9 protein-coding genes are annotated in these 7,127 nt (G+C 61.4%); 2 read left to right on the top strand and 7 right to left on the bottom strand.

Features of this window, described 5'->3' with window-relative positions:
• Positions 1-122 precede the first annotated feature (122 nt).
• The 5 genes from HQL56_17020 to HQL56_17000 form a co-directional block, all read right to left on the bottom strand.
• Positions 123-371, bottom strand: a complete 249-nt coding sequence (locus HQL56_17020) for a hypothetical protein (protein MBF0311220.1) — start codon at positions 369-371, stop codon at positions 123-125.
• 115 nt (positions 372-486) lie between these two features.
• Complete coding sequence (locus HQL56_17015) at positions 487-810, bottom strand: hypothetical protein (protein ID MBF0311219.1); 324 nt, start codon at positions 808-810, stop codon at positions 487-489.
• Positions 811-897: 87 nt separating this feature from the next.
• Positions 898-2,088, bottom strand: coding sequence for an iron-containing alcohol dehydrogenase (locus tag HQL56_17010; GenBank protein MBF0311218.1), 1,191 nt, complete (start codon positions 2,086-2,088; stop codon positions 898-900).
• A 52-nt stretch (positions 2,089-2,140) separates the two neighbouring features.
• Positions 2,141-2,950 (bottom strand): dioxygenase, encoded by an 810-nt coding sequence (locus HQL56_17005; GenBank protein ID MBF0311217.1) that lies wholly within the window; start codon positions 2,948-2,950, stop codon positions 2,141-2,143.
• Between the two features lie 52 nt (positions 2,951-3,002).
• Positions 3,003-3,221, bottom strand: coding sequence for a CDGSH iron-sulfur domain-containing protein (locus HQL56_17000; protein MBF0311216.1), 219 nt, complete (start codon positions 3,219-3,221; stop codon positions 3,003-3,005).
• Positions 3,222-3,349: 128 nt separating this feature from the next.
• On the opposite strand from HQL56_17000, the gene HQL56_16995 reads away from it, so the two are divergent.
• The gene (locus HQL56_16995) at positions 3,350-4,258 is read left to right on the top strand and encodes a LysR family transcriptional regulator (protein ID MBF0311215.1); all 909 of its coding nucleotides are present in this window, start codon (positions 3,350-3,352) and stop codon (positions 4,256-4,258) included.
• Here the strand turns inward: HQL56_16995 and HQL56_16990 are convergent.
• Positions 4,201-5,118 (bottom strand): M48 family metalloprotease, encoded by a 918-nt coding sequence (locus HQL56_16990; protein ID MBF0311214.1) that lies wholly within the window; start codon positions 5,116-5,118, stop codon positions 4,201-4,203. The genes HQL56_16995 and HQL56_16990 overlap by 58 nt on opposite strands.
• A 453-nt stretch (positions 5,119-5,571) precedes the next feature.
• Here HQL56_16990 and arfB point away from each other — a divergent pair, with 453 nt between their 5' ends.
• Positions 5,572-5,991 carry an aminoacyl-tRNA hydrolase gene (gene arfB / locus HQL56_16985; GenBank protein ID MBF0311213.1) on the top strand — a complete coding sequence of 140 codons (420 nt, stop codon included), beginning with the start codon at positions 5,572-5,574 and terminating at the stop codon, positions 5,989-5,991.
• 152 nt (positions 5,992-6,143) lie between these two features.
• Here arfB and HQL56_16980 read toward each other — a convergent pair.
• Positions 6,144-7,127, bottom strand: a 984-nt coding sequence (locus HQL56_16980) for a DNA alkylation repair protein (GenBank protein ID MBF0311212.1), incomplete at its 5' end; no start/stop codon positions are given.

The following is a 7,127-nucleotide window of genomic DNA, read 5'->3' as shown; positions in this document are numbered from 1 at the left end:
TGATGGTCCCCAGACCCCTGCAATAATGCAAAAATGAAACAGAAACGGAATGACGGGCTCCCTGGCTTTGTTCCCAGAGGGCGGCAGCGATTTCCTGCACTCGCTGCGCGGTTTTCCGGGTATCAAGAACCCGTTCGCCGATGATGGCTCCCGCCTTTCGGCCACGGAGGCTCCGGAAAAGGAGAGGGACCGATTTCCCAGGCGGCGGGTTGGCAGCGTTCGGCAAGTTTGGGCACTTCGGCGGCGGCCACGGCGAAGTCCTTGCCGTGTTCCCCGGTTCGGGCAGCCTCGATGGCGGCATTGCGAGACAGAAGGTTGGTCCGACGGGCAAATTCTTCAATAATGGAGATCGTGTCGGCGATCTCTTTCATGGCTTCGGAAGCGGCTGTACCCCCTCGGCAGCCCACTGGGAAGCGATGCGGGGGAATTGTTCCGTGGCTCCCTGGGACAGGGATTCCGTGATCTCCCCGACGGCCTCGGGCAACCTCACCGTCCAGGCGTCGATGGTACGGGACAGGTCACCCAGTTCATCCTGACGTTGGTGATGCACCGCATGGAAATATCGCCTTCGCACGGGCGCTCCCGATTGCCGATGCCACCGTTTATGGCTTCAACCCGGCCTTCGGCGATGAAACAGGCCAATTGCGCCACAACGGGAATCTCCAGCACGCTTCCGGTCATCATCCGGGTTTCAAAACCCTTGATTTCCGCTATTCCCCTCTTTTTCTGGCCGTCGAAGGTTTCGACCTGTTGATGGACCGGGTGACGGGCGTTGATCAGTGCCTTTTCGGCCTCTTCCCGCTTTTGCATATCCGATGGATTGTTTGAAGGGGCGGGCGGGGTGGCCGATGGCTTTGACGCTTTCCATCGGCCCGCCCCCGGCGGGTTTTTGCCGGACTACCGCGCCCCGTGCAACATCGCGATGAGGGTGGCCTGGTCCATGGCCGGACGACCGGGCAAACGCCCCTGATCGTCGTGGACGCTTTGCAGTGTCTCACGGGCATAGCGCTCGATCAGGGAACCGTCGAGATTCAGTTCGGAGAGGCGGGTCGGACAATGGATGGAACGCAGAAAAGCCTCGAACCGGTCCACCCCTTCCCGAGCTCGGTCAAGCTCACTGCCTGACGATTGCGACACACCGAAAACACGTTCGGCGAACTGGGCGAAGCGGGCCGGACGCACTGCGGCGGCGACGCGCATCCAGGCGGGATTGACAACCGCCAAACCCGCGCCGTGGGCCACATCATGGATGGCGGAAATGGTGTGTTCGATCATATGGACCGGAAATCCCACTGCCTCGGCTCCGGCCTGCACCCAGCCGTTGAGAGCCACCACCGACGCCCACTGCACCTGAAGGCGCGCCTCCAGATCCTGGCCGTCGGCTACCGCCTTGGGCCCCCATTCCAGAGCGGTGAGGATGACCCCCTCCGCAAACCGATCCTGCAGGGGAACGCCGTCAATTCCGTTGAAGTATCCCTCGGTGACGTGGGTGATCAGGTCGCAGACGCCGTAGGCGGTCTGGTCGGGCGGAACCGTAAGGGTCAGGACGGGATCCACCAGGGCCACCCTGGGATAGAGACAGTCGGCGAGAACGAAGGATTTCTCCACGGTTTGCTCATTGGTGATCACCGCCCCCTTGTTCATCTCCGATCCGGTGGCCGCCAGCGTCGGAACGGTGATGACGGGCAACGCGCGGGTGGGAAGGCGCATCCCCGTCGGGCTGTGAACCATCATCTGCCACGGATCCCCTTCATAGAAGACGGTGGCCGCCATCACCTTGGCCGCATCCATGACGCTGCCGCCCCCCAGGGCGATGACCAGGTCACACTGTTCAGCCCGGGCCAGCCGCGCACCGCGCAACACCGTCGACAGACGGGGATTGGGTTCGACGCCCGGACATTCCACCACCCCCACCCCCGCTTCTTCGAGGCTGGCCACGGCTCGGTCGAAAGCGCCGTTGCGCTTGACACTTCCCCCCCCGGTGACCAGCAGGGCCCGACGCCCTTCTCTCCGGGCGACCTCGCCCAGACGGGAGAGCACTCCGGCGCCGAAGATAATCCGTGTCGGGTTTTGGAATTCGAAGTTCATCTGTCTCTCCTGGTCTGGCGTCCTGGAAAAAATACCGGCCCTGGCGACCGGGTTACCTGTCAGTAGCACAGAACCGATAGGCGGACAAGTTCAGGGAGCCATAGTCGTAGCTGTTGTGCAGCCTTTTGGCTGCAGGAGAGGAACCGGCGGCTCCCAGGGCCACAAACAGCGGCAGGAGATGCTCCATGGTGGGATGGGCCAGGTCCGCATGGGGTGCCCGTTCCAGCTCCGAGGCCAGCGCAGCGGGGTGATCACCTGTCAATCCCTGATGCAACCACTCGCTGAATCGGACGGACCAGGGTTCGGGGGGAGTGCCGGGTTGGTTGAGTCGTCGCAGGTTATGGGTCACCGCTCCGGATCCCAGAATCAGCACCCCCTTCTCACCCAGGGGATGCAGGGCCCGGCCCATCTCCAGGTGCGCCACGGGGTCCGCTCGCTCCAGCAAAGAGAGCTGCACCACCGGGATGTCGGCTTCGGGGTACATGAGTTTCAACGGCACCCAGGCTCCGTGGTCCAGACCCCTGCCGGAGGCTTGGCCGAAAGATCTGTTTCCGCTTTCCAGGGCCCTCGTCACCGCTTCCACCAGCCATGACTCCCCGCTGGCGGGATAGCGCATGGCGTACAACTCCCTGGGAAACCCGAAAAAGTCGTGTATGGTCTCCAATGGACCCACCCCGGTCAGGGTGGGTTCGGGGCGCTCCCAATGGCCGGAGACCACCACAACCCCCCTGGGCCGGGGCTGATCATGCCCCAGGTTCTCCAGAAACTGCCGACAGGGGTGATCCCGCAGAATCAGATCCGGAGCGCCATGGGACACGAACAGAGGATCCACTCCCTTCCCCCCACTTTCATCACGCTTCATTGGGTTCTCTCCCGATGATGGTCACTGCCGGAAACACCCCGCCGCAGTGCGCCTAGGAATGCTGCTTGTGGCTGCCGTCACAGAAAGGCTGATTGGCCGACCCGGTGCAGCGGCAGACGGCCACCTCCTTCGACTCGGACAGCTCCACCCGAACCGGGCTCTTCTCGGAACCCTTGTGGGATCCGTCACAGAAGGGCGAATTGCCGGTTCGACCGCAACGGCAGATGTAGTGGGTGCCAGCCGGCAGCGTGACAACAGCGGGACTGTTCATGATATGCTCCTCAACGGACGCTGATGGTTAAACTCCCCAAAAGGTCGGATCGAATCGGCAGCGGGGAGTGATGGCTTCAGGGTAGGGGGTGACTGACATGAACACAAATGAATTGCAGACATAAACAGATGCGTGAAATCGATCATTTGGAGTTGCATCCCCGTACCCTGGCCCTGCTGCTGGCGGTGTACGAGGAGAAGTCGGTAACCCGTGGAGCCAAACGCCTGGGCTTGTCGCAATCGGCGGCCAGCCACGCGCTGGACCGGCTGCGGGAGTTGCTGGGCGATCCCCTCTTCGTGCGCTGCGGTCGTGTCATCCAGCCCACGCCCCGTACCGATCGGATCATCCCCCTGGTACGCGAACACCTGGCCGGGCTGAAGGCCCTGACCATGCCCCCGGAGGTGGATCTGCAAACCCTTGAAGGGAGCGTCACCATCGCCGCCAACGATTTGCAGATGGTGCTGATCCTGCCCACCCTCTGTCGGCAACTGGCCGCTTCCGCCCCCGGCGTGACCATCCGGGTGATTCCCTCCGCAATGGAGGCTCCCCTGCTGCTCCAGGAGGGGCGTTGCGACCTGGCCATCTCGCCGGTCACCGGGAATGATCCGTCACTTATGCGGCAATGGCTGTTCAAGGACCGTTTCGTGGTCTTTTACGATCGGACCCAACACGAGGAGCCGCCCGCCACCAAGGAGGCCTTTCTCAAGGCCCGGCACCTGCGTATCCGTTTTCCGGGAGGGGCCGGGATGGGGGTCGATCTCATGCTGGAGGAGCAGGGATGGCAGCGCCGAATAGCCTTGGAGGTGAACAACTTCGCCACGGTCCGCTATTTCGTTCAGGACACCGCACAGGTGGTGATCCTGCCCGGTCTGGCGGCCAATTCGGTGATGGAAGGGTTGGACTGGTGCGAATGCCCCTTTACCAGCCCGACGCTGGATTTCTACGCCCTGTGGCATGTGCGGAATCATGCCGCGCCGCTTCACCACTGGCTGCGCCGCCAGTTGAAGTCCATCTCCCTGGGCATCAGGCCCTGGTAAGGGGCAGGAACTCCGAACACCGGGGAATTGTACCCGACACGATTGGCGCTTTGATACGAACGAACCGGCCGGACCAATTCCAGAAGCCGGCGGATTCGCTCCTTCGAATCGGGATGACTGCGCAGCCAATCACGGCCTTCCGCGCCACGGGGATGCAACAGTTGTCCCAAGAATCCCCTGGCGCCGGTATTCAACTTGTACAGCGCGGAGGCCAGCCCCTCCGGATCCCCGGTCAGCGCCGCCGCATCCAGATCGGCCTGAAACTCGCGAGTGCGCGAGAAAGCCAATTGCAGCAATCCGCTGATGACGGGGGAGAAGAGTAACAGCATCACCGCCGGCCAATAGAGCATGACTTGGTCCTCACCCATGGCCAGCAGAAGCGACAGCAGGATGAGCAGCGTCTGTCCCAACAGGGCAAAGGCGGAAGTCACCTGTCGAAAGATCTCGGACAACGCCAGGCTCCGGGTATCCAGATTGCGGATATGGCTGACCTCATGGGCCAGTACGGCGACCAACTCCCGGTGGGAAAGGCGTCGCAACAACCCCTCGGTAACGGCGATGGCCGACCCGCCGTCTTCTCCCACGGCAAAGGCGTTCAGGGCCGGAGAGGCTATCCGGTAAAGCTCTGGTTGCCACTGCAACCCGGCCTTGCGGGCGATTCGGGACAGTTCGTGATGCAATCCGGCGGCAAAACGGTAGTCCAGGGGCATGGCCCGATGCAGGCGCATCACCCAGGCTGGCGGGAGGTTTGGGGCCAGAAGGTGCAGAACGGCCACGAGGATCAGACTCCAAAGCCCCCCTTCGGAGCCTGCCAACATCCATCCCAGGGAAAACGGCATCCCCGCCATGGCGATCAGCATCAAAAGGCTATTGAGCCTGTTCCGGCTTTGCTGGCCCAGCCAAGATTGTCTGTTTAGCGCTGTTTGTCCGCTCCACATGGTCGTCACCTCCTGACTTGGATATGGGATCCCATTCGATGGATTGCAAGCCCGGCCCAGGAAGCATCGCCCTGCCGTCTCCCCGCTCCGCCCGGTTCTTGCGGACCCTCGGTTCGATCCCGAGTCCCCTGTCCGGCCTCGGCATCCCGGACCTCCTCTGCGGGTCCGCGTCACCGGAGCATGCTCCATCCGGCAGGGATTTCGCCGCGATTTCGCTGGACTCGGCGGTGATATTCCCGGAAAATCCGCCCGTGAAGGTGGAGCCCTTTCCGGACGGGGAGTTCTTCCGGGGGCGGACCCCGGCAAAGGGAATCCCGCCCTCACGATTTTCTTACCAGTTGATATTCCAGATGAATGCAGGCGCCGGACAGCTCCATGATCGATCTCTCCTCCATTGTCTATCGGGAAATCCATCTCGATTTCGTGCGTGCTTCCGGCCCCGGCGGGCAGAACGTCAACAAGGTATCGAGTGCGGTGCAGTTGCGCTTTGATGTGCGCCGCAGCCCCTCCCTGCCGCAACGGGTGAGGGAGAGGCTGGAGATGTTGGCGGGGAAGCGATTGACGGATGAGGGGGTGTTGATTCTGGAGGCGCAGCGTTTTCGCACCCAGGAGCGCAACCGGCAGGATGCCATCGAGCGTTTGCTGGCGTTGCTCGAAAAGGCTCAGGAGCGTCCCGAACCACGTATTGCCACCCGGCCCAGTCTGGCTTCCAAACTCAAGCGGCTGGAGGGCAAAAAACATCGCGCCGGACTCAAGGAGGGCCGACGGGTGTCACGGCAAGAGCCGGGGGATTGAGAAGACAGTCGAATTTGTTAATCTTTTAAGTATCAAAAAAAGGAAATGTTCTGTCAGTTGACTTTTTCTGTTTTCAGTTATAAAGATTATTTATAAATGATAAAATCAAAGGATAGAACATTTTCTTTTTTTGATACTTAAAAGATAAAATATTAAAAGGATTCTTGCAGGACAAAATCCTCTCCGCATACCACCCGGCCATTGATCAGCACCTCCAGGCGATGCCTTCCCGGATAATAGCGTCGGGTGGAAATGGCGCGAAAAGAGTGGCTTGTGCGAAACCACACGGTTTCACCCGCCGCGACCCGCTCCCGGATGCCTTTGAACACCTTCACCGAATGGCTGCCGTTCTGCCGCAAATGGTGAATACCATAATCAATGGAAAGGTGAGCCGCCTCCGTACAGTGCAATTGGGCCGCAACATTCAAAGTCCCTCCCCAGGGAACCTCCGCCGGTTGCAGTTGAAAAGAGACCACCTGCAACCCCTCCCCGCCGGAAAAACCCAGCAGTCGCAACGCCTCGGCATGCCCCTGTTTGATCAGGGTGCGCAACCCATGGCGCAACAGGGCCAGGGTCTCCGCACCGGCCCCTTCCGCCCAGCGAACCGCCGTGGCCACAACCCGGTCGGGATGGTCCTTGGCGATATCGTTCAGATGGTTGGCCACGGAGCGACGCACCACCGGATGGGGATCGGCTCTGAGAAGTTCCAGTATCTCCAGACACGGGCCGGGATCCCGAATGAAGGCCGGCAAACGGATGCCCCAAGGCAGCCGGGGCCGACAACCTTCCGAAGCGAGACGCCGCAACCGCCAATCGGCATCACGGGCCCAACTCCTGACCCGAGCCAGGGTCATGTCGGGATATCGCACCAGATAGGGACGAATGGCGAACTCGGCGCTGAAATACCGGGTCATGTGCTGCAAGGCGTCCAAAGAAAGCTGCGCATGTTCCAGTCCATGGCGTTCCACGAAGTGGAGAAAGGGCAGATGCCGAAAACCGTCGTAACCCTCGACCCCACCACTGCCGTCGTCATCCCCCATAGCGGCAAGCAGAATGGCCAACGCCTCGGGATAGTCCGCAGGCAACAGTTGGCGCAAGCTGCCGCTGATGAGCTGAACCCGCTGCATCAACTCCAA

Source organism: Magnetococcales bacterium (assembly GCA_015231925.1).
Lineage (GTDB): Bacteria > Pseudomonadota > Magnetococcia > Magnetococcales > JADGAQ01 > JADGAQ01.
Note: the sequence above shows the minus strand (reverse complement) of the source record. Positions and strands in the feature narration are given on the sequence as shown.